This is a genomic window from Kribbella sp. NPDC004536 (assembly GCF_042873835.1).
Taxonomy (GTDB): domain Bacteria; phylum Actinomycetota; class Actinomycetes; order Propionibacteriales; family Kribbellaceae; genus Kribbella.
This window is the reverse complement of sequence record NZ_JBIALY010000002.1, coordinates 1,632,533-1,659,340: the sequence shown is the minus strand read 5'-3', so window position 1 is coordinate 1,659,340 and position 26,808 is coordinate 1,632,533. Positions and strand designations below refer to the sequence as shown.

General features: G+C 68.4%; 31 protein-coding genes and 1 pseudogene. 15 read left to right on the top strand and 17 right to left on the bottom strand.

The annotated features are described in order from the left end of the window. Positions 1-11: 11 nt before the first annotated feature. Positions 12-914 carry a neutral zinc metallopeptidase gene (locus tag ACFYRU_RS22760; protein ID WP_387662078.1) on the bottom strand — a complete coding sequence of 301 codons (903 nt, stop codon included), beginning with the start codon at positions 912-914 and terminating at the stop codon, positions 12-14. 64 nt (positions 915-978) lie between these two features. On the opposite strand from ACFYRU_RS22760, the gene abc-f reads away from it, so the two are divergent. Then, a complete protein-coding gene (gene abc-f / locus ACFYRU_RS22755; RefSeq protein ID WP_387662076.1) occupies positions 979-2,577 on the top strand; it encodes a ribosomal protection-like ABC-F family protein in 1,599 nt (532 codons plus the stop codon). Between the two features lie 24 nt (positions 2,578-2,601). Continuing rightward, complete coding sequence (locus ACFYRU_RS22750) at positions 2,602-3,366, top strand: enoyl-CoA hydratase/isomerase family protein (RefSeq protein ID WP_387662074.1); 765 nt, start codon at positions 2,602-2,604, stop codon at positions 3,364-3,366. Here the strand turns inward: ACFYRU_RS22750 and ACFYRU_RS22745 are convergent. From ACFYRU_RS22745 to ACFYRU_RS22735, 3 genes are read right to left on the bottom strand one after another with little or no spacing between them, the layout of a single operon-like run. Continuing rightward, complete coding sequence (locus tag ACFYRU_RS22745; protein ID WP_387662073.1) at positions 3,363-3,803, bottom strand: SRPBCC domain-containing protein; 441 nt, start codon at positions 3,801-3,803, stop codon at positions 3,363-3,365. The genes ACFYRU_RS22750 and ACFYRU_RS22745 overlap by 4 nt on opposite strands. A gap of 5 nt (positions 3,804-3,808) precedes the next feature. After that, entirely contained in the window at positions 3,809-4,138 is a 330-nt protein-coding gene (locus ACFYRU_RS22740) for an ArsR/SmtB family transcription factor (RefSeq protein WP_387662071.1), read from the bottom strand. Continuing rightward, positions 4,135-4,575 carry an SRPBCC domain-containing protein gene (locus ACFYRU_RS22735; RefSeq protein WP_387662069.1) on the bottom strand — a complete coding sequence of 147 codons (441 nt, stop codon included), beginning with the start codon at positions 4,573-4,575 and terminating at the stop codon, positions 4,135-4,137. Before ACFYRU_RS22735 ends, ACFYRU_RS22740 begins: the two co-directional genes overlap by 4 nt. A 140-nt stretch (positions 4,576-4,715) precedes the next feature. On the opposite strand from ACFYRU_RS22735, the gene ACFYRU_RS22730 reads away from it, so the two are divergent. Together ACFYRU_RS22730 and ACFYRU_RS22725 are read left to right on the top strand one after the other, a co-directional pair. After that, positions 4,716-6,590: an ABC transporter ATP-binding protein gene (locus tag ACFYRU_RS22730; RefSeq protein ID WP_387662933.1), complete on the top strand. Its 1,875-nt coding sequence runs from the start codon at positions 4,716-4,718 to the stop codon at positions 6,588-6,590. Next, positions 6,590-6,766: a hypothetical protein gene (locus ACFYRU_RS22725; protein WP_387662067.1), complete on the top strand. Its 177-nt coding sequence runs from the start codon at positions 6,590-6,592 to the stop codon at positions 6,764-6,766. The genes ACFYRU_RS22730 and ACFYRU_RS22725 overlap by 1 nt, the downstream gene beginning before the upstream one ends. Here the strand turns inward: ACFYRU_RS22725 and ACFYRU_RS22720 are convergent. From ACFYRU_RS22720 to ACFYRU_RS22710, 3 genes are all read right to left on the bottom strand, one after another. Further along, positions 6,738-7,256: a hypothetical protein gene (locus tag ACFYRU_RS22720; RefSeq protein WP_387662065.1), complete on the bottom strand. Its 519-nt coding sequence runs from the start codon at positions 7,254-7,256 to the stop codon at positions 6,738-6,740. The genes ACFYRU_RS22725 and ACFYRU_RS22720 overlap by 29 nt on opposite strands. A gap of 62 nt (positions 7,257-7,318) precedes the next feature. Continuing rightward, positions 7,319-8,077 (bottom strand): polyprenyl diphosphate synthase, encoded by a 759-nt coding sequence (uppS, locus tag ACFYRU_RS22715; RefSeq protein ID WP_387662064.1) that lies wholly within the window; start codon positions 8,075-8,077, stop codon positions 7,319-7,321. Next, entirely contained in the window at positions 8,074-9,150 is a 1,077-nt protein-coding gene (locus ACFYRU_RS22710; protein WP_387662062.1) for an ATP-dependent DNA ligase, read from the bottom strand. The genes uppS and ACFYRU_RS22710 overlap by 4 nt, the downstream gene beginning before the upstream one ends. Positions 9,151-9,222: 72 nt before the next feature. Here ACFYRU_RS22710 and ACFYRU_RS22705 point away from each other — a divergent pair, with 72 nt between their 5' ends. From ACFYRU_RS22705 to ACFYRU_RS22685, 5 genes are read left to right on the top strand one after another with little or no spacing between them, the layout of a single operon-like run. After that, complete coding sequence (locus tag ACFYRU_RS22705) at positions 9,223-9,849, top strand: FHA domain-containing protein (RefSeq protein WP_387662060.1); 627 nt, start codon at positions 9,223-9,225, stop codon at positions 9,847-9,849. A gap of 53 nt (positions 9,850-9,902) precedes the next feature. Then, entirely contained in the window at positions 9,903-10,787 is an 885-nt protein-coding gene (locus ACFYRU_RS22700) for a hypothetical protein (protein WP_387662058.1), read from the top strand. A gap of 41 nt (positions 10,788-10,828) precedes the next feature. Beyond that, positions 10,829-11,113 (top strand): hypothetical protein, encoded by a 285-nt coding sequence (locus ACFYRU_RS22695; RefSeq protein ID WP_387662056.1) that lies wholly within the window; start codon positions 10,829-10,831, stop codon positions 11,111-11,113. After that, positions 11,110-11,520 carry a MerR family transcriptional regulator gene (locus ACFYRU_RS22690; RefSeq protein WP_387662055.1) on the top strand — a complete coding sequence of 137 codons (411 nt, stop codon included), beginning with the start codon at positions 11,110-11,112 and terminating at the stop codon, positions 11,518-11,520. Before ACFYRU_RS22695 ends, ACFYRU_RS22690 begins: the two co-directional genes overlap by 4 nt. Beyond that, the gene (locus ACFYRU_RS22685; RefSeq protein WP_387662053.1) at positions 11,517-11,852 is read left to right on the top strand and encodes a YnfA family protein; all 336 of its coding nucleotides are present in this window, start codon (positions 11,517-11,519) and stop codon (positions 11,850-11,852) included. Before ACFYRU_RS22690 ends, ACFYRU_RS22685 begins: the two co-directional genes overlap by 4 nt. 7 nt (positions 11,853-11,859) lie before the next feature. Here the strand turns inward: ACFYRU_RS22685 and ACFYRU_RS22680 are convergent, their stop codons facing one another. Further along, complete coding sequence (locus ACFYRU_RS22680; RefSeq protein ID WP_387662051.1) at positions 11,860-12,852, bottom strand: LysR family transcriptional regulator; 993 nt, start codon at positions 12,850-12,852, stop codon at positions 11,860-11,862. A 199-nt stretch (positions 12,853-13,051) separates the two neighbouring features. Then, positions 13,052-14,026 (bottom strand): zinc-binding dehydrogenase, encoded by a 975-nt coding sequence (locus ACFYRU_RS22675; protein ID WP_387662049.1) that lies wholly within the window; start codon positions 14,024-14,026, stop codon positions 13,052-13,054. 91 nt (positions 14,027-14,117) lie between these two features. Between ACFYRU_RS22675 and ACFYRU_RS22670 the strand changes: the two genes are divergently transcribed. Then, entirely contained in the window at positions 14,118-15,338 is a 1,221-nt protein-coding gene (locus tag ACFYRU_RS22670) for an ROK family protein (RefSeq protein ID WP_387662047.1), read from the top strand. 165 nt (positions 15,339-15,503) lie between these two features. On the opposite strand, the gene ACFYRU_RS22665 is transcribed toward ACFYRU_RS22670, so the two are convergent. The 6 genes from ACFYRU_RS22665 to ACFYRU_RS22640 are packed head-to-tail and all read right to left on the bottom strand — an operon-like array spanning position 15,504 to position 21,604. Further along, positions 15,504-16,850: a GH1 family beta-glucosidase gene (locus ACFYRU_RS22665; RefSeq protein WP_387662045.1), complete on the bottom strand. Its 1,347-nt coding sequence runs from the start codon at positions 16,848-16,850 to the stop codon at positions 15,504-15,506. After that, positions 16,847-17,788 carry an aldo/keto reductase gene (locus ACFYRU_RS22660; protein ID WP_387662043.1) on the bottom strand — a complete coding sequence of 314 codons (942 nt, stop codon included), beginning with the start codon at positions 17,786-17,788 and terminating at the stop codon, positions 16,847-16,849. Before ACFYRU_RS22660 ends, ACFYRU_RS22665 begins: the two co-directional genes overlap by 4 nt. Next, complete coding sequence (locus ACFYRU_RS22655; RefSeq protein ID WP_387662041.1) at positions 17,785-18,561, bottom strand: VOC family protein; 777 nt, start codon at positions 18,559-18,561, stop codon at positions 17,785-17,787. Before ACFYRU_RS22655 ends, ACFYRU_RS22660 begins: the two co-directional genes overlap by 4 nt. Positions 18,562-18,575: 14 nt before the next feature. Then, a complete protein-coding gene (locus tag ACFYRU_RS22650) occupies positions 18,576-19,385 on the bottom strand; it encodes a carbohydrate ABC transporter permease (protein WP_387662039.1) in 810 nt (269 codons plus the stop codon). A 34-nt stretch (positions 19,386-19,419) separates the two neighbouring features. Further along, positions 19,420-20,298 carry a carbohydrate ABC transporter permease gene (locus ACFYRU_RS22645; RefSeq protein ID WP_387662037.1) on the bottom strand — a complete coding sequence of 293 codons (879 nt, stop codon included), beginning with the start codon at positions 20,296-20,298 and terminating at the stop codon, positions 19,420-19,422. 4 nt (positions 20,299-20,302) lie between these two features. Beyond that, positions 20,303-21,604 (bottom strand): ABC transporter substrate-binding protein, encoded by a 1,302-nt coding sequence (locus ACFYRU_RS22640; RefSeq protein ID WP_387662035.1) that lies wholly within the window; start codon positions 21,602-21,604, stop codon positions 20,303-20,305. A gap of 152 nt (positions 21,605-21,756) precedes the next feature. Here ACFYRU_RS22640 and zapE point away from each other — a divergent pair, with 152 nt between their 5' ends. Continuing rightward, positions 21,757-22,776, top strand: coding sequence for a cell division protein ZapE (gene zapE, locus ACFYRU_RS22635; RefSeq protein ID WP_387662033.1), 1,020 nt, complete (start codon positions 21,757-21,759; stop codon positions 22,774-22,776). Positions 22,777-22,811: 35 nt separating this feature from the next. Further along, positions 22,812-23,681 carry a polyphosphate kinase 2 family protein gene (locus ACFYRU_RS22630; RefSeq protein WP_387662031.1) on the top strand — a complete coding sequence of 290 codons (870 nt, stop codon included), beginning with the start codon at positions 22,812-22,814 and terminating at the stop codon, positions 23,679-23,681. Positions 23,682-23,683: 2 nt separating this feature from the next. Here the strand turns inward: ACFYRU_RS22630 and ACFYRU_RS22625 are convergent, their stop codons facing one another. Continuing rightward, positions 23,684-24,763: a Clp protease N-terminal domain-containing protein gene (locus ACFYRU_RS22625; RefSeq protein WP_387662029.1), complete on the bottom strand. Its 1,080-nt coding sequence runs from the start codon at positions 24,761-24,763 to the stop codon at positions 23,684-23,686. Continuing rightward, entirely contained in the window at positions 24,763-24,990 is a 228-nt protein-coding gene (locus ACFYRU_RS22620; RefSeq protein ID WP_387662027.1) for a ribbon-helix-helix protein, CopG family, read from the bottom strand. The genes ACFYRU_RS22625 and ACFYRU_RS22620 overlap by 1 nt, the downstream gene beginning before the upstream one ends. A 95-nt stretch (positions 24,991-25,085) precedes the next feature. Between ACFYRU_RS22620 and ACFYRU_RS22615 the strand changes: the two are divergent. From ACFYRU_RS22615 to ACFYRU_RS22605, 3 genes and pseudogenes are all read left to right on the top strand, one after another. After that, positions 25,086-25,450, top strand: a pseudogene (locus ACFYRU_RS22615) (aldo/keto reductase); the annotation flags it as partial. Positions 25,451-25,600: 150 nt separating this feature from the next. Then, positions 25,601-25,810, top strand: coding sequence for an aldo/keto reductase (locus tag ACFYRU_RS22610; RefSeq protein ID WP_387662931.1), 210 nt, complete (start codon positions 25,601-25,603; stop codon positions 25,808-25,810). A 9-nt stretch (positions 25,811-25,819) separates the two neighbouring features. Next, entirely contained in the window at positions 25,820-26,806 is a 987-nt protein-coding gene (locus tag ACFYRU_RS22605) for an aldo/keto reductase (protein WP_387662025.1), read from the top strand. Positions 26,807-26,808: the final 2 nt, after the last annotated feature.

The window sequence follows — 26,808 nt, the reverse complement described above, 5'->3', positions numbered from 1 at the left end:
CTTCTTCGTTGTCAGAGGGTGCGGGCGGACCAGGTGTCGCAGGCGGTTAGGTCGCCGCTGTCCATGCCGGTCTGGAACCAGTGCATGCGTTGGGCGGCGGTGCCGTGGCTGAAGGATTCGGGGGTTACTTGGCCCTGGGTCTTCTGTTGGATGCGGTCGTCGCCGACGGAGGCGGCGGCGTCGAGGCCGCGGGCGATGTCGTCCTGGGTGAGGTCGGTGATCAGCGGCTTGCCGTTCTTGCCGGGGACGGTGGTGGCGTGGTTGGTCCAGACGCCGGCCAGGCAGTCGGCCTGGAGCTCGGAGCGGACGGAGTCCGAGGTCGGGCCGTTGCGGGTCTTGATCCGGTCGAGGATGCCGTACAGGTTCTGTACGTGGTGCCCGTACTCGTGCGCCACCACGTACGCCTCGGCGAACTCGCCGCCGCGGGCGCCGAGGTCGGTCTGCAGGGTCTGGAAGAAGCCGATGTCCAGGTACACGCGCTTGTCGGGCGGGCAGTAGAACGGGCCGACCGCGCTGGTCGCCGGGCCGCAGCCGGTGTTCACCGAGCCGTCGAACACCCGCATCGCGGCCGGCGTGTACTTCTTGCCGCGCCGGGGGAGTTCGGTCGCCCAGAAGCTCTGGATCGAGTTCTGGTAGAAGACGAACCGGCAGTTCGAGTTCGACTGCAGGTCGGTGCCCTTCTTGCAGTTGCTCAGGCTGCCTGCTGCCGTGTTCTGCGTCGCCGGTTGGTCGCTGCCACCTCCGCCTGGCAGGCCACCGGACAGCAGCAGGATCACGACCAGCAGGATGATGCCGCCGATGCCGCCACCGACCGGGATCATCCCGGTCGGCAGCCCACTGCGGCCGCCACCACCACTACCGCGGGTGTCCTCGACACCGCTGGTGTCGAGATCCGCATCCGGATTGAATTTCACGACACATACACTAGACCGGCAACCACTGCTGAAGCCCTAGCGAAAAGGACCCCTGCGAACCCCGATGATCACTGTTTCCAATCTCGAGGTTCGCGTCGGTGCCCGCCAGCTGCTCGCGCCCGCGTCGTTCCGGGTCGGTCCCGGCGACAAGGTCGGGCTGGTCGGGCGGAACGGGGCCGGCAAGACCACGCTGACCAAGATCCTCGCCGGTGAGGGCCTGCCGGCCAGCGGGTCGGTGACGTCCTCGGGCGAGATCGGCTACCTGCCGCAGGACCCGCGGACGGGCGACCTCGACGTACTGGCCCGCGACCGGATCCTGTCCGCCCGCGGGCTGGACGACGTCGTCCGGCGCCTCCGCAGCGCCGAGAAGTCGATGGGCAGCACCGACGAGAAGACCCGCGCCAAGGGCATGCGCCGGTACGAGCGCGCCGAGGCCGACCTGCACGCCGCGGGCGGGTACGCCGCCGAGTCCGAGGCGGCCCGGATCGCCGCCAACCTCGGCCTCCCGGACCGCGTCCTCGGCCAGCCGCTGTCGACGCTGTCGGGTGGTCAGCGCCGCCGGGTCGAGCTGGCCCGGATCCTGTTCGCGCAGGCCGAGACGCTGCTGCTGGACGAGCCGACCAACCACCTGGACGCCGACTCGATCGTCTGGCTGCGGGACTTCCTGAAGTCGTACGCCGGTGGCGTGATCATGATCAGCCACGACGTGAACCTGCTCGAGCAGACCGTCACCCGGGTCTTCCACCTGGACGCGAACCGCGCCGAGATCGACATCTACAACGTCGGCTGGAAGGCGTACCTGAGCCAGCGCGAGACCGACGAACGCCGCCGCAAGCGCGAGCGCGCGAACGCGGAGAAGAAGGCGTCCCAGCTCGTCGACCAGGCGAACAAGATGCGCGCGAAGGCGACCAAGGCGACCGCCGCGCAGCAGATGCTCCGCCGGGCCGAGCAGCTGATGTCGTCGCTGGACGAGGTCCGCGCGCAGGACCGCGTCGCGAAGATCGCGTTCCCGACGCCGGCGCCGTGCGGCAAGACGCCGCTGATGGCGCGGGAGCTGTCGAAGTCGTACGGGTCGCTGGAGATCTTCACCGACGTCGACCTGGCGATCGACAAGGGCTCGCGCGTCGTCGTCCTCGGGCTGAACGGCGCCGGGAAGACCACGCTGCTGCGGATCCTCGGCGGGATCGAGAAGGCGGACACCGGGGAAATCATCGACGGTCACGGCCTCAAACTCGGGTACTACGCGCAGGAGCACGAGACGCTCGACGTCAACCGGACCGTGCTGGAGAACATGAAGTCCGCCGCCCCGGACCTGAACGAGACCCAGGCGCGCAGCGTGCTCGGTTCGTTCCTGTTCACCGGCGACGACGCCGACAAGCCGGCCGGGGTGCTGTCCGGTGGCGAGAAGACCCGGCTCGCGCTGGCGACCCTGGTCGTCTCGGCGGCGAACGTACTGCTGCTCGACGAGCCGACCAACAACCTCGACCCGGCCTCCCGCGCCGAGGTGCTGAACGCGATCCGCTCGTACGCCGGCGCGATCGTGCTGGTCACCCACGACGAGGGCGCCGTCGAGGCCCTCGAACCGGAACGCGTCGTCCTGCTCCCGGACGGCGTCGAAGACCTTTGGACCAACGACTACGCCGACCTGGTCTCGCTTGCCTGATTACTTCCCAGTAATGTTCCGTCCATGACGGATCTGCGGTTGTCAGTGGACGGACCGGTCGCGCGCGTCGTACTCGACCGGCCGGAGGTGCGGAACGCGCAGACGCCGGCGATGTGGGCCGAGCTGGCCGACTTCGGTGCGGCGCTGCCGGCTGAGGTCCGTGTGGTCGTGGTGTCGGGGGAGGGGCAGTCGTTCTCGGCGGGTCTCGACCGCCGGCTGATCATGGGCGAGAACGACCTGGGGCAGGAGCCGCTGCTCAGCCTCGGCGCGAAGCCTGCCGACGAGCTCGACCCGCTGATCGCGCACTTCCAGGCCGGGTTCTCCTGGCTGCGAAAGCCGGAGATCATCAGCATCGCGGCCGTCCAGGGGCACGCGGTCGGCGCCGGTTTCCAGCTCGCCCTCGCATGCGACCTGCGGGTCGTCACCCCGGACGCCAGGTTCAGCATGCGGGAGCCCGCACTCGGCCTGGTCCCGGACCTCGGTGGTACGAAGCCGCTGGTCGAGCTGATCGGGTACGCCCGGGCGCTGGAGATCTGCGCGACCACCCGCTGGGTCGAGGCGGACGAGGCGAAGGAGCTCGGGCTCGCGAACATCGTCGTACCGGCCGACGAGCTGGCCGCGACGGTGAAGGACCTGACCGACGCGCTGCTGACCCCGCTGCCCGGAGCGATCCGCGAGACCAAGGCGTTGCTCCTCGGTGCCGCGGACCGCTCGTACGACGACCAGCTGAAGGCGGAGCGCGCCGCGCAGGCCCGCCGGCTGAAGGAACTGATCGCCGCCTTCGGTTAGTGCCAGTTGCTCACGAGTACGTCGTTCGGCGCGGGCTCGCCCTTGCCGGTTTCGACGTACTGCTTGAGGCTCATCAGGAACGTGGCCCACTTGGTGCTGCAGTGGTACATGAACTCGACCTGTTCCCGCCAGCCTTCCTGCTTGAACAAGACGATCGTGTAGTCGTCGGCCCGGGAGAGCTCGAAGGTCACGTGGGTACCGATCCATTCGTCGGGTCCACCAACGACCTCCCAGTGGATCAGTTCCGGGGTCTTCTCCAGGACCTTCATGTCGAACCCGTCCCCGCCCGCGCTGGCGAAGCGGAACGCGATCACGCCGTCGACGTCACCGGTGGTGTCCTCGGTCCACCACCCGGCCAGCCCGTCGATCGTGGTGAGTGCGTCGTACACGTCCTTGGTCGGCGCGATGATGCCGACCCGGTGCAAGATGTTGCTCATGGTTCTTACCTCTCCGTCTTCTTCTCGAACGCCTCGGCGATCGTCTTGATGCGCTGCAGCCGCCGGTCCCAGGCGTGGGTGACGTCGGCCAGCTGGTTGATGGCGTGGGTGAGGCGGTCCTCGTCCACGGTGTAGCGGCGTTCCCGGCCGGACGCCGTGGAGTGCACGAGCCCGGCCCGGTCGAGTACGCCGAGGTGCTTGGCAACCGCCTGCCGGGTGACGGGCAGTTGTTCGCCGAGACTGGTCGCCGTACCGCCGCCGTCGGCGAGCAGCAGGTCGAGCATCCGCCGCCGGGTCGGGTCGCCGATCGCGGACCAGAGCTCGTCGTCGATCATGACCTGGCGACCAGCCGATCGACGTACGGCGCGATCCGCGGGAGGAAGTAGTTCCAGCCGCTGGTGTGGTCGTCGAACAGTTCGTCGGACTTGCCGGCCTCGTCGAACCCGGTCTCGGCGAACCGGAGCAGCGTGCCCCCGTCCACAGCGGTCAGGTCGAAGGTGACCAGTACCGAGTTCTCCGGGGTCGCGGTCTCGCCCTCGTAGTCCCAGCGGAACGTGAACCGGTGGGGCGGCGTGGCCTCGAGCACGGTCAGCCCGACGGTCATCGTGCCCGCGTCCTGCTTGAAGCCGATCGTCCCGCGGCCGCCGGGGACGGGCTTGAAGTCGGCTTCGTCGGGCCACCACTCGCGCAGGTGTTCCGGCGAGCTGACCACCTCGTAGACGACCTCCGGTGCCGCCTCGACCCGAATCTCCCGCTCGATGCTCCTGCTCATGGGTCCTCATCCTTTCGCAACCTTTGGTTGCTCATGACTGTAGACCAGGTCCGGCCCAACGCGCAACCAAAAGTTGCGGGAAGTGTGTTCTGTCCCCGGCTGTTGAGAAGATCAGTACAAAGAGAGGCGGCAGTATGTCGATGATGGGTGGGATGGCCGCGGCCGGCTGGCGGCGCCAGGACGCGTCGATCGTCGGGCGGAAGCTGGCCAAGGGCACGGTGCGGCGGATCCTGAGGTTCGCGCGCCCGTTCCGGTGGCAGATCACGGCGTTCCTGGTCCTCGTGATCCTGTCCGCGTTCCTGGTGATCGCGTCGCCGTTGCTGTTCAAGAAGATCGTCGACGACGGCATCACCAAGGGGAACGCGGGTCTGGTGACCGCGCTGGCCCTGGTGGTCGCGCTGCTCGCGGTCGTGGAGGCCGTGCTCGGCCTCGTCCAGCGGTCGTTCTCGGCGCGGATCGGTGAGGGGCTGATCTACAACCTGCGGACCCAGGTGTTCGCCCACGTTCAGCGGATGCCGGTCGCGTTCTTCACCCGGACTCAAACCGGTGCGCTGGTGTCGCGGCTCAACAACGACGTGATCGGCGCGCAGCAGGCCTTCACCTCCACGCTGTCCGGCGTCGTCTCGAACATCATCAGCCTGATCCTCGTGGTCGGCGCGATGCTCGCGCTGAGCTGGCAGTTGACCGTGGTCGCGATCCTGCTGCTGCCGGTCTTCCTGATCCCGGCCCGCATCCTCGGCCGTCGGCTGGCCGCGATGACCCGCGAGCAGATGAACCTGAACGCCGAGATGTCCACCGCGATGACCGAGCGGTTCAGCGTCGGCGGCGCGTTGCTCGTCACGCTCTTCGGGCACCCGGCGCTGGAGGAGCGCGACTTCGGCGAACGGGCCGGGCGCGTCCGCGACCTGGGGATCCGGATCGCGATGCTCGGCCGGGTCTTCTTCACCGCGTTGACGCTGGTCGCGGCGCTCGCGACAGCCTTGGTGTACGGCGTCGGCGGCAACCTGGCCGTCCGCCAGACGTTGACGGTCGGGACGCTGCTCGCGCTGGTCGCCCTGCTCGGCCGGTTGTACGGTCCACTGACCGCGCTGTCGAACGTCCGCGTCGACGTGATGACCGCGCTGGTGTCGTTCGAGCGGGTCTTCGAGGTGCTCGACCTGGAGCCGATGATCAAGGACGCCCCCGATGCGCAGCCGTTGCCGGACGACGCGGCGAGCGTCGAGTTCGACCACGTCGCGTTCGCGTACCCGACCGCCGAGCAGGTCTCGCTTGCGAGCCTGGAGTCGGTGGCCGTCCTGGACAAGCGGGCGTCGGCGCAGGTCCTCGAGGACGTGAACTTCGCCGTGCAACCCGGCCAGATGATCGCCCTGGTAGGGCCTTCGGGCGCAGGCAAAACGACGATCACCAACCTGGTCGCTCGCTTGTACGATGTGACCGGGGGAGCGGTGCGGATCGGCGGGCACGACGTACGTGACGTCACCCTGCAGTCGCTGCACGACACGATCGGGTACGTCACCCAGGACGCGCACATGTTCCACGACACGATCCGCGCGAATCTCGTCTATGCAAAGCCGGACGCCACCGAGCAGGAGATGGTGGAAGCGTTGCGCGCCGCCCAGATCTGGGAGCTGGTCTCGGAGCTGCCGGACGGCCTCGACACGGTTGTCGGCGACCGCGGGCACCGGCTGTCCGGTGGCGAGCGGCAGCGACTCGCGATCGCCCGGTTGTTGCTCAAGGCCCCGAAGATCGTCGTCCTCGACGAGGCGACCGCGCACCTGGACTCCGAGTCCGAGGTCGCCGTCCAGCAGGCGCTGGACACCGCGCTCGAAGGCCGTACATCGCTGGTGATCGCACACCGGCTGTCGACCGTCCGGAACGCGGACCAGATCCTGGTCGTTGACCGCGGCAACATCATCGAACGCGGCACGCACGACCAGCTGCTCGCGGCCGGCGGCGAGTACGCTGATCTGTACCACACGCAGTTCAAGGAATCCGGCACGGCGGCAGGTGTCTGATGATCAAACTGGGGCTCGTCCTGGCGGCCGGGTACGTCGGTTACAAGGTCGCGTACCACTCCGAGGACGGCCGGCACTACGGCCGGACCGGCGAGCGCGCGATCAGGACGACGCTGTCGCTGCTGATCGCAAGCCTCGCCGGCGGCCTCACTTACGCGGTTCTGCTCCAGCACTAGCGGGTTTCGACTCGTGCTCGAGCAGGTGGAGTACGGGTACGCCGAGGTGCCGGCGGGCGGAGTTGGTCCAGTCCAGATGGAAGAACTCCGCGACGATGTGCGGCCTGGTCAGGATGATGACCTCCTGGCCCTGGACGTGGTTCACGGTCGCGACCAGCGCGTCGATCGCCCGGTCGTGCGAGATGCCACCCTCGGCCTGCTGGCCGAGGTCGCGCAGCCGTTGCACGCTGCGTCCGCTGCAGCCCTTCGCCTCGGTGTCGATCGCCTTCTGCGCCTCCGCCAGATCCTTGCGCTGACCGGCGAGGCCCGGCCCGTAGAGGTCCGCCGTACCGAGTGCGCTGATCGACGCCTCGACGCCGGCCTCCGCGTTGTGGCAGGGCACGAGCACGTGGTACTTGACCGGCTCGGGCATGTCCTGATGGAGTTCGACGACGCGCTTCGCGTCCGGCCCGGACAGTTCCTGCTCGACAAGCAGTACGACGTCGTACATCGCGCCACCTCCGCTTACCAGTCGGTATAGCCCCATAGTGCCCCGGACCGCGACGAAAGTATTCAACTGAATCGTTGCAGTCTTCGCCTTCCGTACGTTCGCAGTGCGCGGAGCAGGTCCACCTCGCGGAACGCGGGCCAGTACAGGTCGCAGAACTCGATCTCCGAGCCGGTCGCCTGCCAGAGCAGGAAGTCCGACATCCGCAGCTCGCCGCTCGTCCGGATCACCAGCTCGGGATCGGGCAGGCCGGGAACGTACAGGTGCCGCCCGATCTCCTCCTCGCTGAGCGCGTCGGCGACCTCCTCGAGCGACCGCCCGTCCGCAGCGGCGTCGTCGAGCACTGCACGGACGGCGTCCACGACCTCGAGCCGCCCGGAGTAGCCGATCGCGAGCGTCAGGTCACCGGCGTCGCGATCGCGGCTGAGCTCGACAGCCTCCTTCAACACCCGGGCCGTTGAGTCGGGCAACAGATCCAGCTGGCCTGCGACGTGCAGCCGCCAACGGTGGTCGCGCCGGACGTGCTCGGCCAGCACGCTCTCGGTCAGCTCCATCAGATAGCCGACCTCGGCCGAGTCCCGCTTGCGCATGTTGTCGGCCGATGCGACCCACGCGGTCACACAGGTGATCCCCGCGTCGGCGCTCCACTGCAGGAACTGCTCCAGGTGCTTCGCCCCGAACCGGTGCCCGACGCGTACGTCGTCGTACCCGGCGCCGCGGGCCCAGCGCCGGTTGCCGTCCATCACGATCGCGACGTGGCGTGGCTTGGGCAGGCCGTTGAGCTGGCGTCGGAGCCGGCGCGTGTAGAGCGAGTACAGCATCATCGTTGGGCGCTGGACAGGACGTCGGCCAGGTCGAACTTCACCGGCTCCTCCAGCTGCTCGTAGGTGCAGGACTCCGGAGTACGGTCCGGGCGCCAGCGGACGAACTGCGCGGTGTGCCGGAAGCGGACACCTTCCATGTGGCCGTACCGCACCTCGACGACCAGCTCCGGGCGCAGCGGCGTGAACGACAGGTCCTTGCCGGCCTGCCAACGGCTGCCTTCGGCGTTGCGCGGCGTACGGACGCCTTCCTCCTGCTTCGCCCATGCCCACGGGTGCTCGTCGAACGTCGTGACGAGCGGCTGCATTTCCTCGAACAGTTCCTTGCGGCGCTCCATCGGGAACGCGCCGATCACGCCGACGCTGGCCAGCGTGCCGTCGTCGTTGTACAGCCCGAGGAGCAGCGAGCCGATCCGGTCCGGGCCGCTCTTGTGCAGGCGGTACCCGGCGACGACGCAGTCGGCCGTACGCTCCGGTTTGATCTTGAACATCGTCCGCTTGTCGGGCACGTACAGCCCGTCGAGCGGCTTCGCGATCAGGCCGTCCAGGCCGGCGCCCTCGAACTGCTCGAACCACTGCTCCGCGGTGTCGTGGTCGGCGGTCGCCGGGGTGACGTGGATCGGTTCCTGTACGCGCGCCAGCGCGTCGAGCAGCGCCGCACGGCGTTCGCTGAACGGGCGCTCGGTGTAGTCGTCGTCGCCGAGCGCGAGCAGGTCGAACGCGACGAACCGGGCCGGCGTCTTCTCCGACAGCATGTTCACCCGGCTCGCGGCCGGGTGGATGCGCTGCTGCAGCACCTCGAAGTCGAGCCGGTCGCCGGACTCGCCGATCACGATGATCTCGCCGTCGATCGCGCAGCGCTCCGGGAGATTCGCCTTCACCGCCTCGACGAGCTCGGGGAAGTACCGCGTCATCGGCTTCTCGTTCCGGCTGCCGATCTCCACCTCGTCGCCGTCGCGGAAGATGATGGAACGGAACCCGTCCCACTTCGGCTCGTAGGACATCGCCCCGCGGGGGATCTCCTTGACCGGCTTGGCGAGCATCGGCTTGACCGGCGGCATCACAGGCAGTCGCATCCCGTCATTCTGTCCCACGCCACGGACACATCCCAGGTGGACAGTGGCCGAGTCGCCTCGGACAATGCCTGTATGAGCACGATCGGGGTGAGTACGCGTCCGTCGGACGCGGAGCGTGACCGCGCCCTGGCCGTCCTCCGTGACGGCGCCGGCTCCGGCCGCCTCTCCCACGACACCTTCGTCCGCCGGATGAACGTCGTACTCCGCGCCCGCACGAACGGCGAACTCGCCGACGTCCTCCGCGACCTCCCGACTCGCGAGTCCCGCTTCACCACCTGGACCCGAGCTGTCCGATCCAAGCTCCCACGCCTGTTGGACGGGCGCGGGGCGCGCGGTGGGTTGGACGGGCGCGGGGTGGTTGGCAGGCGGCGGCGGTCGTGGCTTGATTCGGTGCCTCGGTTGACTGTCGTGCGGGAGGTGGCGGCTCTGCCGCCGCCCGCTCTTGCCTTGCCTGCGCCGGGGTCGCCGACCGTCCGGGTAGGCCGAGGGCCGGGGGCAACGCTTCGGCTGGGAGACGAGACCGTGTCGCGGTGCCACGCCGAGCTCCGGCACGTCGACGACGGCTGGCTGCTCCGCGACCTCGGCTCGATGAACGGCACCTGCGTGAACGACCAGCGCATCACCACCACGATCCAGGTCCGCCCAGGCGACCGCGTCAGCTTCGGAGCAGTCGTCTTCACGCTGACCTACCAGCCTTAGCCGCCGACCGCGTGACCGACAGCTGACCCCGCGTGCTGGATAGGGTCCGCGGAGTGGCCCAGGACAACGATGCCGAGCAGTTGCGTTCGATGGTGAACAAGGCGCTGGGCGGCGTCGTCGATCAGCGGCCGCGGCGCGAGCCGGTCGTCGCGGCGGAGCCAGCGGCCGCCCCTCCGACGTTCGAGCAGCAAGTGGCGACCGCAGTGCAGAACGCGCCTGAGTACGTCGAGGCTGTCCAACAGGCCAGGGACGCGGCCGCCGCGGCACGCCGTTCGATGGACCAGATCGATCTGATCCCCGACACGCTCCGCCTGGACCAGCCGCTGACCGCACCGAACAACCTCACGGTGATGCTCCTCGACCGTGGCGACGACGCGAATCACCGTCTCGGTCAGGCTGCCGACGACTGGAACGACCGGCTGACCCGCGGGCAGGAACACCTCGCCGAGGCGACCACGCACCTGGACACCGCGGCGACCGCACTTGCCGGTGCCATCGAGCACCGCAGCGCCGCCGCGACACCTGGGATGCTTCCGTCGACGGGTGCTCGGGTTGAGCAGGACCTGACGACCATGGCGAACGACCTCAAGGCCGCGCAGGATCAGGCACGTTTCCTCGGCGAACGGTTCGACCAGGACCTGACGACGCTGAAGTACGACGTTTTGGGCAAGGCAGACAATCCGCCGCCGGACTGGCACAGCGACATCCGGGACGCCGCGTCTTCGATCCAGTGGACCGACAACCTGCGCGGGGGAGCCGCCGCGCGCCTCGAGTCGGCCTCCACCCAGCTCGACGGACTCGCGTCCAAGCTGGAGGCGTACGCAGCGGAACCCGCTGGCTCGGAGTCCGTCCAGTCGGCCGCCCCGTCGTCCGAACAGGATCTGCGGTTGCGCGCCGGCGGAAAGCCGGTCACCCGCGGGCAGGGCACGGGCAAGTAGGACTTGCATCCGGTACTTCGGTACAGGTTTACCGTCGACTCATGGACGAAACCTGGGCCCCGGACGCCTGCACCCTCCCAACTGCCGAGCGACCACTGCGCGTCGCCGAGTTCGACCAACTGTTCGCGACGTACCTGCGGCGAGCGAACCGCGTCGACGACCAGACCCTCGAGTTGACGCTCGATCCGGCCGCGTACGCCGCTGCCGCGGACCTCATCGCCCGCGAGTCCGCCTGCTGCTCGTTCTTCACCTTCACGCTCAATCTCCGGGTCACGGTCCCGCCGGCGCACACCGCCGTACTGGACGGCCTGACGGCCCGGCTATGAGATCCAGCGAAGTAGCAGCCGCCGCGGGCGTGAACCTGCAAACCCTCAGGTACTACGAACGCCGCGGACTGCTCGACCAGCCGTCGCGCACCCTCGGCGGCCACCGGATCTACCCGTCCGAGGCTGTCACCACGCTGCGAGTGATCAAGGCGGCCCAGCGCCTCGGATTCACCCTGTCCGAGGTCTCGGACCTGCTCGACACCGCACGCCACCGGCACCCCCGCGGCGAGGGATCCGGCCTGCAGGCGCGGGCCCAGGAGAAACTGGCCGACGTGGAAGCCAAGCTAGCCGACCTCACAGTCATCGCCGAAACCCTCCGCGCCGCCATCGCCGCCGGCTGCAACGACCTACAAACCTGCGCAGGCGACCCCACCTGCCCTCTCCCGTTCGCGGAGATCGCCCAGTGACGGTGTTGCGGTCGGTGCTGCTGTTCGTGGTGGCGGCGATTGCGGAGATCGGCGGCGCCTGGCTGATCTGGCAGGGCTGGCGTGAGCATCGCGGCGTACTCTGGGTCGCCGGCGGAATAGTTGCCCTAGGCGCCTACGGCTTCGTCGCCACCTTCCAGCCCGACCCCAACTTCGGCCGCATCCTCGCCGCCTACGGCGGAATCTTCGTCGCCGGCTCCCTGGCCTGGGGCGTCCTCGTCGACAACTTCAAACCCGACCGCTACGACCTAACCGGCGCCACCCTCTGCCTCCTAGGCGTAGCCATCATCATGTACGCCCCCCGCGGCACCTGACCATCGTTCAGGCCGAAGCTGGTCGGGCGGCGTCGATGATCGTCGGGTGGGTTTCGGGATGGGTGGGCCACCAAGCGCGGGGGGCGGCGTTGGTGGTTATGGTTTCGCGGTAGGTGGTGACGAAGGCTTGGTGGACGGCGTCGACGGTTTGTTGGTCGACGGTGTCGGCGCGGTAGCGGAGGGCGCGGCGCCACAGCAGGGGTTGGCCGGTCAGCGGCTTGACCACTGTGCGGGGGAGGTCGCGGACGGTCGGAGCGCACAGGCTGACGCCGCGGCCGGCGCCGATCAGTTGCTCGATCTCTGTGGTGTCGAGGTTGGCGTAGCGGAAGTCGGGTACGAAGCCGGCCTCCTCGCACGCGTCGCGGAGGTAGGCGAGATCGCCGTCCTCCTTCCCGGCGGGCGGGGAGATCCACACGTCGTCAGCGAGGTCCGCCAACGCGACCTCGTCTGCGTCCGCCAACCGGTGATCGGCGGGTAGCGCGACCGCGAACGGCTCCGGGAAGACCATCGTCTGCTCGCGTACTCCCTGCGGGCACGGCGGCGCGTGCGCATCGTCGCAGCGGCCGAGCAGCACGATGTCCAGTACGTCGGCCGCGAGGAGCTCGGTGAGTACAGCGCACGAAGGATCGACCTGCGTACTGATCTCGCGCGCCGGGAGCGCTTCCTCGACCCGGGACAACCACTCCCCGAACATCACCGTCCGTACGGACCCGAGCCGCAGTGGCCCGGATCCGGAGGTGTAGCGCCGGCTCGACCCGATCAGCTCGTCCATGTCGGCGAGCATGGCCCGCGCCCGGGTGAGTACGTGCCGCCCGAGCGGCGTCGGCAGTACACCGTGCGTACCGCGCTCGAACAGCGCTCCGCCGACGGCGGTCTCGATCCGCCGCAGCTGCGCGGTCAACGACGGCTGCGAGACGCCGAGCGACGCCGCGGCCTTGGAGACGCTGCCGGTGTCGGCGAGCCGGCAGACGGTCCGCAGATGCCGTAGTTCGAGCTCCATAGCGGGAACGTTATGCCCTGGTGGGATATCACAGCCATCACGTGGCGGTGTCAATCTTCTCGGTACGGAGTACCTCCTCCGTACCCCGCCCACCGACGAGAGGAACGGCCCCGTGCACACGTACAGCGACTTCGCCGACTGAGCCGCCGCCCCGGACCCCGGAGCCACACCCACCAGGGTGACTCCGGGGTGCACGCCGTCAGGTGGTGAGAACGACCTTGCCCGTGGTGGCGCGGTCCTCCAGGGCTTTATGAGCGGTGGCTGCTTCGGACAGGGGGAAGGTCGTGGTCAGGGCCTTCCAGCGGCCGGTGGTGGTTTCTTCGAGGGCGGCGGCTTCGAGGGTTCGGAGTTGGCGGGCCATCCGCGCGCCCAGGGTCCAGCCGACCGTGAGGCTTCGGGTCATCAGGTCGGTGTGGGTGAACTCGATCGGGCCGCCGCCGGACCAGCCGAAGAGGAGGGCTCGGGCGCCGGGGGAGAGGAGCTCGAACGCCTGCTGCCCGTTGGGGCCGCCGACGCCGTCGAGCAGGACGGTGGCCGGATGATCGGCAAGGATGGTTCTGAGCTGGTCGGCCCAGGCTGGGTCACGGTAGTCGAGGGCGTGGTTGGCGCCCAGCGAACGGACCAGCTCCACTTTGCCCGGGCCGCCGGCCAGGCCGATGGCCACCGCGCCGACATTGCGGGCGGCCTGGACCAGGTAGCTGCCGATTCCGCCGGCTGCTGAGGTGATGAGTACGACGTCCTCCTTCGTGAGCTGTGCCTGCTGGAGGATGCCGGCGGTCGTACGGCCGGTACCGATGGCGGCGACTGCCTGGGCGGCGTCGACGTGGTCCGGGAGTTCGTACAGGGACTCGACCTTCGCGACCGCGCGTTCGGCGTACCCGCCCGGGACCATGCCGAGATGTACGACGACCCGCTTCCCGATCCACGACGGGTCGACGTCGGCGCCGACCGCACTGACCCGGCCCGCTACCTCGCGGCCCGGGACGGTCGGCAGGTCGGGGACCGGGATCGGGCTGTCGCCGGTGGTGCCGGCGCGGATCATCGTGTCGACGAGGTGGACGCCGGCCGCCTCGACGTCGACGAGGACCGTCCCGGGGCCAGGGACCGGGTCCGGCACGTCCTCGTACACGAGGTTCTCCGCCGGCCCGAACGTGTGCAGTCTGATCGCTTTCACACCGACGACGGTAGAACCTCAATATTAGTTGAGGTCAACCACTGCCACTTCCTTACGTTGTGTACTAAAGTGCGCGTCGAGGGAGGGTGACGTGGCCAAGATACTCAGAGGCGCGACCGCACAGGAGACGCACAGCGCGATCCTCGACCTGATCCGGTCCAGCGGGACGGTGACCCGGGTCGACCTCGCCGACCAGTCCGGGCTGACCGGCGCGTCGATCTCCCGGGTGGTGAAGCGGCTGCTCGCCGACGGCCTGATCGTCGAGACCGGGTACGGCGACCCGACCGGCGGCAAACGCGCCACGCTGCTGCAGTTCAACCCGCGTGCGCGGCACGCCGTCGGCATCGCCGTCGACACGCCGAGTACGACGTACGTCGTCACCGACATGAGTGGGCGCGTGATCGAGCAGCTGTCCGCGCGCGGGATCGGGAAGGAAGCGCCCGCGACCGCGGTGCAGCGGATCACCGCGGAACTCGAGGACCTGATCGTGAAGGCGCAGATCGAGCCCTCGACCCTCGTCGGGGTCGGGGTCGCGCTGGCCGGCCGGCAGGGGCGCGGCGGGATCCGGATGCTGCGGACGGACTCGGAGAAGTACGCCTGGGAGCCGTTCGCCGTGCGGGACACGCTGAAGGCGGCGATCGACCACCCGATCGTGGTCGAGAACGACTCGACCTGCGCGGCGATCGGGGAGTTCTGGGCCGGCCGGATTCCGTCCGCGAACGACTTCGCGACGGTCTACATGGCGGCCGGCTTCGGGCTGGGCCTGGTGACGAACGGCGACGTGTACCGCGGCTCGTCCTCGAACGTCGGCGAGATCGGCCACATGGTCCTCGACGTGAACGGACCGCAGTGCTGGTGTGGGGGGCAGGGCTGTCTGGAGAGCCTGGCCGCGCCCGCTGCCGTCGTCGCCCGTGCGGAACGGAACGAGTCTCTCGCCGTCGAGCTCGGTCTCCGTGGCCGGCAGTCGTCCGTACGCTCCGACTTCGCGCGGATCGCACGCCTGGCGGCCGGTGGTGACGACCGTTGCCTGGAGCTGATCGAGGAGTCCGCGACGTACCTCGCGAAGGCGCTGCTCTCGATCACCAACCTGCTCGACCTCGACCAGATCATCCTGGCCGGACCCGGCTTCAGCGAGGCCGGCGACATCTACGTCCGGATCGCCGCGCAGGAACTCAACCGCCTGTCGTTCGTCCGCGCGATGCACCCGACCCGCATCGAGCTCTCCAAACTCGGCCCGAGCGCGGCGGCCCTGGGTGCCGCCTCACTCGTCCTGCACAGCCAACTCACCCCACACCAGAACGCCCGCGCCTGAGGTCGCGGACCGCCAGGCCATCACAATCCGCGAGACGCCGCACCGTCCAGCGCGGCCCCGCGCCGCCGCTGCGATTGTGATGGCCCGGACGTCCGGCACTCACCAAGTGCGCGACACGCCGAGGCACCATCCGCGACACGCCGCGCGAGCCGCGGTTGGTGAGTGTCACACGTCCGCGAGTAAGTCCTGCAGCCAGCGGGCGCTCTTCTTCACGATGCGTTGCTGGGTGGCGTAGTCGACGTACACGATGCCGAAGCGCCGGCTGTAGCCCCACGCCCACTCGAAGTTGTCGAGCAGCGACCACGCGAAGTACCCCTTCAGCGGGAACCCCTCGCCGACCAGGTCCTTGCACACGGCAACGTGTTGCCGCAGGTAGTCGAGCCGCTCGTCGTCCTCGACCTCGCCGTCGGCGGTCACCACGTCCGGGTACGCCGACCCGTTCTCGGTCACGTACAACGGCAGCTCGGGCGCGAGCTTGTTGATCGTCACCAGGATGTCGCGCAGCCCGGACGCCTGGATCGGCCAGCCCATCTGGGTCTTCGGCAGACCGGTGTCGACGGCAACGACGTTCTCGCTGCCGGGTTGCGTCGACGGGCCGGGCGTCGAGATCGGCCCGTCCGGCGCGGCGACCGTGGTCGGGCAGTAGTAGTTCACGCCCATGAAGTCGAGCGGCGCACCGATGAGCGGCAGGTCCGCCTCCTGCGCCGCGAACCACTCCGTCGTCCCGGTGTCTTCCAGCACGTCGGCCGGGTACCGCCCGGCCAGCAACGGCTCGAGGAACAGCCGGTTCCGCAGCCCGTCGATCCGCCGCGCCGCGTCCCGGTCGGCGGGGGAGTCGGACGCAGCGTGGATCGGCGCCGGGTTCAGCGCGATGCCGTACGTCGAACCCTCCGTACGGATGGCGTCCAGCGCGAGACCGTGCCCGAGCAAGAGGTGGTGCGCCGCCTTGAGCGCGTCCGCGCCGACGGTCCGCCCCGGCGCGTGCTCGCCGTTCCCGTAGCCGAGGAACGCGGAGCACCACGGCTCGTTCAGCGTCATCCAGTGTTTGACGACGTCCGACAGCCCGTCGTGCACGGCAACCGCGTAGTCGCGGAAGCGCAAGGCGGTGTCGCGGACGAGCCAGCCGCCCGCGTCCTCGAGCGGCTGCGGCAGGTCCCAGTGGTAGAGCGTCGCGTACGGCGTGACGCCGTTCGCCAGACACGCCTCCGCGAGCCGCCGGTAGAAGTCCAGGCCGGCCTGGTTCAGCACGCCGCCGGGCATGATCCGCGGCCACGCGATGGAGAAGCGGTACGCATTCAGCCCGAGGTCGGCGAGCAGCCGGATGTCGTCCTCGAACCGGTGGTAGTGGTCGTCGGCGACGTCGCCGTTCGTACCGTCCGCGATCTTGCCCGGGGTGTGCGCGAACGTGTCCCAGATGCTCGGCCCGCGGCCGTCCGCCGACACCGCGCCCTCGACCTGGTACGACGCGGTCGCCGCGCCCCAGGTGAACCCGCTCGGGAAGCCGTTCGTCACGTCGTCTCCTTCTCCACCCAGTACTGCTGATCCGGCAGCAGGGTAGCTAACCGGTTAAGCAACGCGGAGGGCAGGTCCGCATCGCGGGCGGCGAGCAGGGCGTCGACGCGGGCCGGCTTGGTGATCCCGACGACTGTGCCGGCGATCGCCGAGTCGTCCGTCGAGTGCCGCAGGGCCGCGGTCGCGAGGTCGAGGCCGTACTCCTGGCACGCCTTCTCCATCTCCGCCACCGCCTCGAGCAGCGCGGCCGGGGCCTCGCGGTACGCGTACTTCGTCGCGCCGCTCGGGTTCGCGAGGATGCCACCGCCGTACACGGCCGCGTTCACCACGCCGAGGCCTTCGGTGCGCGCCCGCTCGAAGATGCGGCCGGCGGAGTGGTCGACCAGGCTCCACCGGTTGTGTACGAGCAGTACTTCGAATCCGCCGAGGTCGAGGTACCGCGACAGCTCCCGGGTATCGCCACCCGCCAGGCCGACGTGCCCGATCTCCCCGTCGGCGCGCAGCTGCATCAACACATCGACGGCGTCGCGCATCCCGTCGAAGTCGTGGAACTCGGGATCGTGCAGGTAGACCAGCGGCAGGTCGTCGAGCCCGAGCCGTTCCTTGCTCTCGGCAACACTCGCGCGGACCCGCGCACCGGAGTAGTCGCCGTCCTTGGCGTCCACCTTGGTCGCGACCAGGAACCCGTCGGGCAGTCCGCCGTACTCGCGGATGGCCTGCCCGATCCGGGTCTCGCTGGTGCCGTCGCCGTACCCGTTGGAGGTGTCGATCCAGGTGAGCGGGCTGTCGAACACCCGCAGTACCAGGTCCACCGCCTCCGCCGCGGTCACGTCGTACCCGAAGACGGCAGGCATGCCCGCGATGCCGCTGCCGCCGGCGCAGACGGCCGACACGGTCAGGCCGGTGGTGCCCAGCGGACGGAGCCAGTTGTCGATCATGTGCCGGAGCCTACGGCGTACGCGAACCCGTCGGGGTCGACGTAGACCTTTGTCCCATCAGGTGATTCGACGACCGGCAGCGCCGGTACGCCGCCGGTCAGTTCGGCGTACGCGAAACCCGCCACGTCCAACTGCGGAGCGCGACCGGTCGTGTCCACGTCGTACGTGAAGACCTCGATCACGGTGTCGCCGCCCTTGAGGTAGCCGATGTGGAACCCACGGTGATCGTGCGGTTGCTCGATCGTGCCGATGAAGCTGAACCCGTGGTGATCGCGATAGTGCGCGGCCGTCGCGTCCCGGTCCGCGATCGTCACCGCGACGTGGTCGAACCTTGGCCGCGAAGGCACGCCGAGCGCCCGCTCCCGCGCGACCCCGTCGGCGTCCAGCACCTCGGCGTACTCCAGGTCGCCCTGGATCATTTCGAGCAGCGTGCCGTCCAGGTCGTAGAAGAAGCAGATCCGTACGTTGCCCTCGGCATCCAGTGGATTCAACTTGAACTCGACGCCGGCCGCTTTCAACCGAGCGGCCCGCGAGTCGATGCGGTCGACCTTGAAGCCGACATGCCGGAACCCCTTTTGCAGATCGTCCGGCGACCACGTGCTCTCGTCACGGCCGTTGCGCACGGCCCGTAGTTCGACCGTCGCGGTCACCGCGTCGAGAACGGCTCGATCGGATGTTGGTTCGCCCAACACTGTGAGCTCGAGGAATTCGGTGTAGAAGGCAACGGAGCGGTGGACATCGGTGCAGTTGACGACGACGTTCTTGATCGGCATGTGCCCGCTTTCGATTAGTTCTTGACGGCGCCGAGCATCATCCCGGCGACGAACTGCCGCTGCATCCGGACGTAGACGATCACGACCGGTACGACGGACAACGTGAGGCCGGCCGTCAGTGCCGGCCAGTTCGTGGAGTACTGACCCATCAGCGTGAACAGCACCGGCTGGAGGGGGAGCGAGTCGGTGTTCCGCAGCACCGTGTTCGCGATCAGGAACTCGTTCCAAGTGGAAAGAAATTGGAAGATTACGACAGTCGCGATTCCGGGCCGGGTGAGCGGCAGGATGACCCGGCGGAAGATCGTCAGCTCGCTGCCGCCGTCCACCCGGGCGGCCTCGATCAGCTCGTCCGGCAACGTCTGGAAGAACGCTCGCATCAGGAACATCGCGAACGGTGCCGATCCGGAGATGTACAGCACCAGCAGACCGGCCTGGGTGTCGAGCAGCCCGAACGACTTGAGTTCGAGGTACAGCGGGATGATCAGCGCTGTCGACGGCATCATCAGCGTGGTCAGGAGCAGGACGAACAGCGTGTTCCGGAACGGGAAGTCCAGTTTCGCGAACGCGTACCCGCTGAGCGTGGCGAAGACCAGTACGCCGATCACTGTGACCGAGGTGATCCAGACACTGTTCCAGAAGTGCAGCGGAAACTGGATCGACGTCCACGCCTCCCGGTAGCCCGCTCCGGTGAGCTTCCGCGGGATGACCGGGCCGTTGAAGATCGTGTTCTGCTCGCGCAACGAGGTCAGCAGCATCCAGACGAACGGGAACGCCATCAGCACGCAGAACGGCGCCAGTACGAACGTCGCGAAAGCCTTCCTCATCGGTCCGCCCTCCGCGTCAGCCAGAGCTGCGCGATCACCGCGAGCGTGCAGAGCACCATCGTGACGACGCTGAACGCGCTGGCGTACCCGAGTTGCGGGAGCGAACCGGACGTCGTACCGAACGCCAGCGATACAGGTAGGTACCGAGTACTTCGCTGCCGTGGTTGGGACCGCCGCCGGTCATCACGAAGATCACGTCGAACGCCTTGAAGCCGTTGAGCAGCCCGAGACTCACGATCAGACCGGTGACCACGCGCAGACTCGGTACGGTGATATGCCGGAACTGCTGGACCGCGTTCGCGCCGTCCATCGCCGCCGCCTCGTACAGGTTCGGGTCGATGCTCTGCAGGCCGGCGAAGTAGATCAGCATGTTGAACCCGAGCCCGCCCCACACCGTGACCACGACGATCGCCGGCAGTACGGTCCTGTGGTCGGCCAGCCAGGGATGCTGCAGGCCGCCCAGGCCGATTGCGCCGAGCAACCGGTTGAGCGTGCCGATGTTCGGGTCGTAGATCAGCTTCCACAGCACGGCCGAGACGACGAACGACACGATCCCGGGGATGAACAGGATGGTCCGGACGACGACACCGACCTTGCGCCAGATCGTGTTCACCAGGACCGCTGTCACCAGTCCGAGGAACGTGAGTACAGCGGTCGTCACGCCGGTGAGGGCCAGCGTGACGATCAGCGCGCGGCGCGCGACGGGGTCGTGCAGCATCCGGCTGTAGTTGTCGAAGTTCACGAACCGCGGCGCCCCGAACCCGCCCCACGAGGTCAGGCTCAGGTACGCCGTGTAGAGGATCGGCCACAGCACGAACGCCAGGAACAGCACGAACGTCGGCGCGACGAACAGGTATCCCGCAAGTCTTTGAGATTTTCTGAGTGGTGTTCCGAAGAATTGGCCAGCACTCATCCAGTCAGCCGCCCTTGGCGTTCTGGACCGCCTGCTGCATCGCCTTCGCGACCGCGGCCGGCTCGCCGCTGCCGTCGAAGATCTTCGCCAGCGGATCGCCCGCCGCCACCGATCCGGGCCCGAACGGGATGTGCGGGCAACCGTCGCCGTCGAGCAGCCAGGACGTCATCTGCTTCATGATCGGCAGCTCGATCCGGGCCGCCGCGCTCTTCGTGGCCGGCATCGAGTTCGAGTCGTTCATCGTGGGGGAGTACTGCTCGGCCGAGTACATGAACTTCAGGAACTCCAGCGCCGCGTCCTTGTTCTTGCTGGTCGCCGAGACCGCCCAGCCCGCGCCGGCCTGGTTCGCCGTCCAGTGCCGCTTGCCCGGCGCGATCGCCGCCGTCTTCATCACCTTGTACAACTTGTTGAACGCCGGCGTCGCGTCCTTCGTCAGGCCCTGCGGTGTCCAGCTGCCGTTGAACAGCATCGCGGACTTGCCGGTGTAGAAGATCTGCGGCGCCTGATCACCGCTGGTCCCCGTCGTACCGGGCTGGAAGACCCCTGCCTTGACGATCTTCTGCTGCAGCTCGATCGCCTGCACCACCTTCGGGTCCTCGTACGTCGCCCCGTCCTTGAGCTGGTCGAGCTTCAGGTAGTACGTCGGGTCGTCGGCGACCTGGGTGATCAGCGGCAGGAAGAAGTCCAGCGAACTGGTCGTCGGGTTGCAGCTCAGCGCGACCGGGTGCTTGCCGGTCTTCCGGATCTTCGCGGCCGCGGCGATCAGGTCGTCCCAGGTCTCGATCTCGTCCTCGCCGACCCCGGCCGCCTTGAGCAGGTCGGGGTTGTAGAACAGGCCGAACGTCTGCGCCATCCAGCCGACCGCGTACTGCTTACCGTCCAGCGTGTACTCCTGGTTGGCCGAGTCGAAGAAGTCCTTCAGGAAGTCGTCGCCGAGCTCCTTCTTCAGGTCGGCGGACACCCCGCCGGTGCCGTACGTCAGCGCCCGCGTGTGCGGCGCGAAGATCTCCGGTACGTCGCCACCGGCGACCGCGGCCTGCAGCGCCGGCAGGTACTGGTCCGGCGTACCGAAGATCCGGTTCTCGATCTTGATGTTGCTGTGCGCGGCCTCGAACGCGCTGATCAGCTTGGGGAACTGGTCCTCCTGGTCGTTGTACCAGGACCACATCCGGACCACGGCCTTGCCGCCGCTGGTCGTACCGCCACCACTGTCACTGCCACCGCAGGCGGCCAGCGCCGGCCCGAGGCCGAGCGCACCTACCGCCGTCTTGAGAACTGTCCGCCGCCGCACGTGCTGTTCGCCCATCGGAGACTCCTCATCGATCGGTACTCCAACTTCCTAACTGAAAGTAAGAAAGCGGTCAAGGCCGCGAGCCAGACTTTGTGTCTGCACGGCCCGATATCCGGCGGCAGGAGGGTGTGCGGAGCCGGGTGGTGAGAAGCGTTTAGGGTGGCTTCGTGGTGAGTCGGTTGAGTGCGCGGTGGCCGGAGGTCGGCCCGGATCGGCTGTTGGCCGAATGCGTGCCGCCACCGCGGTTCGCCGACGTGCGCTTCACGACGTACCGCCCCAACCCCGACGAACCCACCCAGTCCGAAGCCCTGACCGCCCTAACGGACCGCGCCACCCACCTAGCCACCCCCCGCCCCACCCGCTCCCGCTGGTCTCCGTGGTCCCGCCTCCGCCCCTCCTCTCCAGTCCCGGGCAAACAGGGCATCTACTTGGACGGAGGATTCGGAGTAGGCAAAACCCACCTCCTGGCCTCGCTCTGGCACGAAGCAGCCACCCCGAAGATGTACTGCACTTTCGTAGAGCTCACGAACCTGGTAGGCGCCCTAGGCCTCCGCACGGCGGTCGAAGAACTCTCGCCCTACCGCCTGATCTGCATCGACGAGTTCGAACTCGACGACCCCGGCGACACCATGCTGATCTCCCGCCTCCTCGCCCAGCTGGCAGCGGCGGGCGTCCAGTTCGCAGCCACCTCCAACACGCTGCCGGACAAGCTCGGCGAGGGCCGCTTCCAGGCGGTCGACTTCCTCCGCGAGATCCAGGCCCTGGCCGCCCGCTTCGAGGTACGCCGGATCGACGGCCCCGACTACCGCCACCGCGGCCTCCCGACCGCGCCCGATCCGTGGCCGGACGAGAAGGTCGAGCAGGAGGCAGCCGTACGTCCGAACGCGTCGTGCGACCACTTCGTCGACCTGCACCGCCACCTGGCCGAACTGCACCCCAGCAAGTACGGCGCTCTGCTCGACGGCATCGAAACGGTCGCGATCACCGACATCCGCCCGCTGACCGACGAGAACATCGCGCTCCGGATGGTCGTCCTGGCCGACCGCATGTACGACCGCAACCTCCCACTCCTGGCCGGCGGCGTACCGCTCGACCAACTGTTCTCGAAGGACATGCTCAAGGGCGGCTACCGCAAGAAGTACTTGCGCGCCCTCTCCAGACTGATCGCCCTCGCCCGCGCCGCCTGACCGTCATTCGCGGGTGGATGAGGCAGGATGAGTGGATGGCGAAGGAGAAGAAGGGCCAGAAGGGTGCCGGTGGGGGACTGCGGGAGCTGTTGCGGGTGCCTGCGGGCGAGGTGGACCTGACCAAGTTCGACACGCGGTCGACGGCCGGTTTCGGTGGCTCCAAGGACGACAGCAAGGCCGCGATGGAACAGCTCGGGGTCGAGGTTTCGGACTGGCAGGAGCGGTTGTTCGCCGAGGGACGTACCGGCGGGGAACGCCGGGTGCTGCTGGTGCTGCAGGGGATGGACACGTCCGGCAAGGGCGGGGTGATCCGGCACGGCGCGGGGCTGATGGACCCGCAGGGGCTGAAGATCACGTCGTTCAAGGCGCCGACGCCGGCCGAGAAGCGCCGCGGGTTCCTGTGGCGCATCCGGCAGGCCGTTCCGGGTCCGGGGATGATCGGCATCTTCGACCGGTCGCACTACGAGGACGTACTGATCGCCCGGGTCCGGCAGCTGGTCACGCCGAACGTGTGGACCCGGCGGTACGACCAGATCAACGAGTTCGAGGCCGAGCTGACCGCGAGCGGCGTGACGATCGTGAAGTGCTACCTGCACATCTCGCCCGAGGAACAGAAGGCCCGCCTCGAGGCACGCCTGGACGACCCGACCAAGCACTGGAAGTACAACCCGGGCGACGTCGACGAGCGGCAGCTGTGGCCGGACTACATGGACGCCTACCACGCGGCGATCGAGCGCTGTAACACCGCGGATGCGCCCTGGTACGTGATCCCGAGCGACCGCAAGTGGTACCGGAACTGGGCCGTCACCACGATCCTGCTGGAGACGCTCAAGGAGCTGAACCCGACGTGGCCGGCCGCGGACTTCGACGTCGAGAAGGAGAAGAAGCGCCTCGCGGCGACCTGACCTCAGCTGTCCGGGTCGACGCCGTGCCGCCGCAGCAGGTCGCGGAGCTTCGCGACCTGCTCGTGCAGGCGCTCGTTCTCGTCCAGGACCGAGTTCAGCTCGGCGATCAGGTGGTGCCTGCGGCCGTACGTCGGCCAGGTTTCCGCAGCGTCGTCGGCGAGCATGCCGGTCACCAGGTCCGCGGACCGCCGGCGCCAGTTCATCCGCTGTTCGAGCTTGCGCCGGACCTCGTCGGTGCTGTCGGCGAGTTTGGTGATGATCTGCCCGCCGACGCCGTCGCCGTCGTGCAGTACGCCGAGCAGGAGGTGTTCCGGCCCGACCTGCTCCGCGCCGCGCGCCCGCGCCTCGCCCCAGGCGAACTCGAACGTGCTCCTCGCTCGCGGCGTGAACGGGATCGCGGCCGTACCCGCGCCGCTCTTGCCGCGCCCGACGATCTCCAAGGCGAGGTCGCGTACCGCCGGCGCCGTGATACTCAGGTCGGCCAGCACGCGCGAAGCGTCGCCCGACCCGAGCATGATCACGCCGAGCAGTAGGTGCTCCGTGCCCACATACACGTGGTCGAGACCTCGTGCCTCCTCCTGGGCGAGCACGATGGCGCGGCGGGCTTCTGCGTCGAATTGTTCGTACATCGGATCTCCCCTCAACACGTCCTCGACGACCTCACCGAGCATCAGTTCGATCTTCAGGTGCTCCTGCAGGTCCTCCGCAGTGACCGGGCGATGTTCGAGCCGGCTCCGGATGAATGTCGCGGCTTCGGCGTGGCCGGCTGCACCGGCGGCGATTCGGTCGAGCAGTTCGTCGACGTCGTCCACGGGCTCGAGTTGCAGCTCGGCCCGGTTCATCGTGACGTACTGCAGCACCACAGCGACCGCGACGACCCGGTTCGCCCCGTCGAACGGCCGCGCCCGGACCAGCCCGGCGAGCAACACCCCGGCCGACTCGGACAACCCAGCGGTCAGCCGTACACCGTCCAGCACGCGATCGATGGCGTCCAGGTTCGACCGGCGTACGACCTCGTCCGAGGCGCAGCGCAGCACCCGGGCCGCGACGGCGAGTACGTCGTACCGGCCGAGGTAGCGCATCAGTCGTCTCCACGCAGCCGGCGCAGCGATTCCTCGTGCCGGCTCAGGTTCTCCTCGAGCAGCTGACTGAACTGCGCGTCCTGCCGCCGCTGATCCACCAGCGCGGCGATCGCCTCCCGCGCAACGTCCGACACCGACCGGCCCTCCACCGAAGCCACCGTCTGCAACCGCTCCGCCAACTCCGGATCGAGCCGCAACAGGATGTTCTTGGTCACGTCCTTCGCCATGGATATCAAGATATCACGCTATCCGTGCGGGGTACTGCCAGTACCGCGAACACCAGGAACTCCCTGCGCGGTGCGACCCGGCCTAGGTTGGGTTCATGCGCGTTCCGCTGATCACGCTGAACAACGGGGTGGAGATCCCGGCGATCGGGTTCGGGGTTTTCCAGACCGCACCGGAGCAGACGATCGCGGCCGTGTCGACGGCTCTCGACGCCGGATACCGGCACATCGACACGGCGGCGGCTTACCAGAACAGCGGGAGGTCGGCGAGGCGCTGCGGCGCTCCGGCCTCGCTCGTGACGAGATCTTCGTACAGACCAAGATCTGGATCTCCGACTACGGCTACGAACAGACACTGCACGGGTTCGAGAAGAGCGCCGTGAAGCTCGGCGTCGATCGGATCGACCTGCTGATCCTGCATCAGGCGCTGCCGAGCGAGTTCGAGCTGACCGTCGGCGCCTACCGGGCCCTCGAGACGCTGCTTGCCGACGGCAACGTACGGGCGGTCGGGGTCTCGAACCACCTTCTACCGGGACGTGCGAACCCGTCGACGCTGGACAACGCCACGATCAAGGGGATCGCCGCGGCGCATGATCGGACGCCCGCGCAGGTGATGCTGCGCTGGCACCTGCAGCAGGGCCGTCAGGTGATCCCGAAATCGGTCACCCCGGCACGGATCGCGGAGAACTTCGCGGTCTTCGACTTCGTTCTCACCGATGCCGAGCTCGGCGCGATCGACGCTCTCGACACCGGTGTGCGCGGCGGTCCGGAGCCGGAGTCGATGACCCGCGAGAACCGCTGCATCGACATTCCCGAAGCCTGAGGAGGCGGCATGCACACACGTACGCTCGGTCAAGGTCTGCAGGTGTCGGCGGTCGGTCTCGGCTGCATGGGGATGTCGCAGAGCTACGGACCGAACCCCGGGGATCGCGACGACATGATCGGGGTGATCCGGTACGCCGTGGAGCAGGGCGTCACGTTCTTCGACACGGCCGAGGTGTACGGGCCGTACGTCAACGAGGAGCTGGTCGGGGAGGCGCTGGCACCGGTGCGGGACCAGGTGGTGATCGCGACGAAGTTCGGGTGGAACATCCAGGACGGCAAGATGCTCGGGACGGACTCGCGCCCGGAGCAGATCCGGCGCGTGGCCGACGAGTCGCTGGGCCGGCTCGGGATCGACGTGATCGACCTCTTCTACCAGCACCGGGTGGATCCCGACGTACCGATCGAGGACGTCGCGGGGGCGGTGGCCGAACTCGTCCAGGCGGGCAAGGTACGTCATTTCGGGTTGTCCGGGGCCGGTGCCGCGACGATCCGCCGGGCGCATGCCGTGCATCCGGTCACGGCCGTGCAGAGCGAGTACTCGTTGTGGACCCGGGATCCCGAGCCTGAGGTGCTTCCTGCCTGCGCCGAGCTCGGGATCGGGTTCGTGCCGTTCAGCCCGCTGGGCAAGGGTTTCCTGACCGGTACGGTGGACACGACGACCGAGTTCAGTGCCGGGGACATCCGGACCAGGGTTCCGCGGTTCGAGGCCGGCAACCTGAGCGCCAACGAGGCTCTGGTGAGCTACGTACGTGCGCTCGCGGAGCCGAAGGGGTGCACACCGGGTCAGGTGGCGCTCGCCTGGTTGCTCGCCCAGCACCCGTGGATCGTCCCGATCCCCGGCACCCGCCGCCGCAACCGAATCGACGAGAACACGACCGCCACCCAGGTCGCCCTCTCCGCCGACGAACTAGCCGACCTCAACACCCTCGCCGCTCGGGTCGGGGTACAAGGTGACCGCTACAACCCAGCCGGAATGGCAATGGTCGGTCTGTGACA